Source organism: Vibrio sp. Vb1554 (assembly GCF_033344235.1).
The window spans coordinates 1-1,174 of the sequence record NZ_JAWPOJ010000318.1 but is presented as its reverse complement, the minus strand read 5'-3'; the positions used below and the strand labels follow the sequence as shown (position 1 = coordinate 1,174).

Here is a 1,174-nt window from a genome sequence, read left to right as displayed (position 1 = left end):
GAAGTGATTCTGGATGTGGTTTACAACCACACAGCAGAAGGAGGCGAAGGCGCGACAGTGTTTAATCTCAAAGCGCTCGATTCTCGCTTTTACATTAAGCACGGCAATCACTTTGCCAACTACACTGGTTGTGGCAACACAGTCGATCTCACCTATCAACCAGCATTAAACCTGGTTATGGACACGCTGCGTTACTGGGTTAGCGAATTCAAAATCGACGGTTTCCGCTTTGATTTGGCCGCCACTTTGGGACGTCAAGGGGATGATTACAACCCTGAAGCGGCATTTTTCAAAGCCGTCGCTCAAGACCCGATTTTGCGTGAAACCAAATTGATTGCCGAGCCGTGGGATATTGGCCCTAATGGCTATCAAGTTGGTAACTTCCCATTTGGTTGGAACGAATGTAACGACAAGCTGCGCGATATTTCCCGCAGTTTTTGGCGTGGTGATCAAGGCTATTTGAAAGAATTCGCCACTCGCCTTATGGGCTCTCGCGATATCTACAGCGCCGCCAACTGGCCATACAAACTCACGGTAAATTACATCACTTACCACGATGGCTTCACGTTGCAAGATTTAGTCTCTTACAAGCACAAACATAACGAAGCCAATGGCGAAGAGAACCGCGATGGCCACGGTGACAACCGCTCAGAAAACTACGGCGTAGAAGGCGAGACGGAAAACATCATGATCATCGCCACGCGTGAGAAGCAAAAACGCAACCTGATTGCGAGCTTGCTCTTTGCGTTTGGTATTCCGCACATTTTGACCGCCGATGTATTGTCACACTCGCAAGGTGGCAACAATAACGCCTACTGCCAAGACAATAAAACCAGTTGGATCAACTGGAGCGAGACGGAGCGCAAAGCGCACTTCAAAACTTGGATGGCGCAAATGGTCGCAAACCGTCACCAATACATGGTGCCTTTCATCCGTGCTTTCAGCGGCGAAAATCGCAACAACAACCGCATTTTCTGGCGTCTAACTGATGGCCGATTTATGTAACACGACGACTGTAACCGATTAAGCTCCGTAGCGCTTCACTTAGGCATTGGTAAAGACGGACAAGAGTTGGTTTACCTCATCAACCAAACGAACGCTACAGCGCGATTTAAGCTGCCAAACGAGCGTAATCAAGAATGGGTAACGATTTGTGATAAAAATGTGCGAAACC

1 pseudogene is annotated in these 1,174 nt (G+C 48.3%); it reads left to right on the top strand.

Annotated elements, in window-relative coordinates:
* Positions 1-1,174 (top strand): annotated as a pseudogene (locus R8N28_RS25945) (glycogen debranching enzyme); the annotation flags it as partial.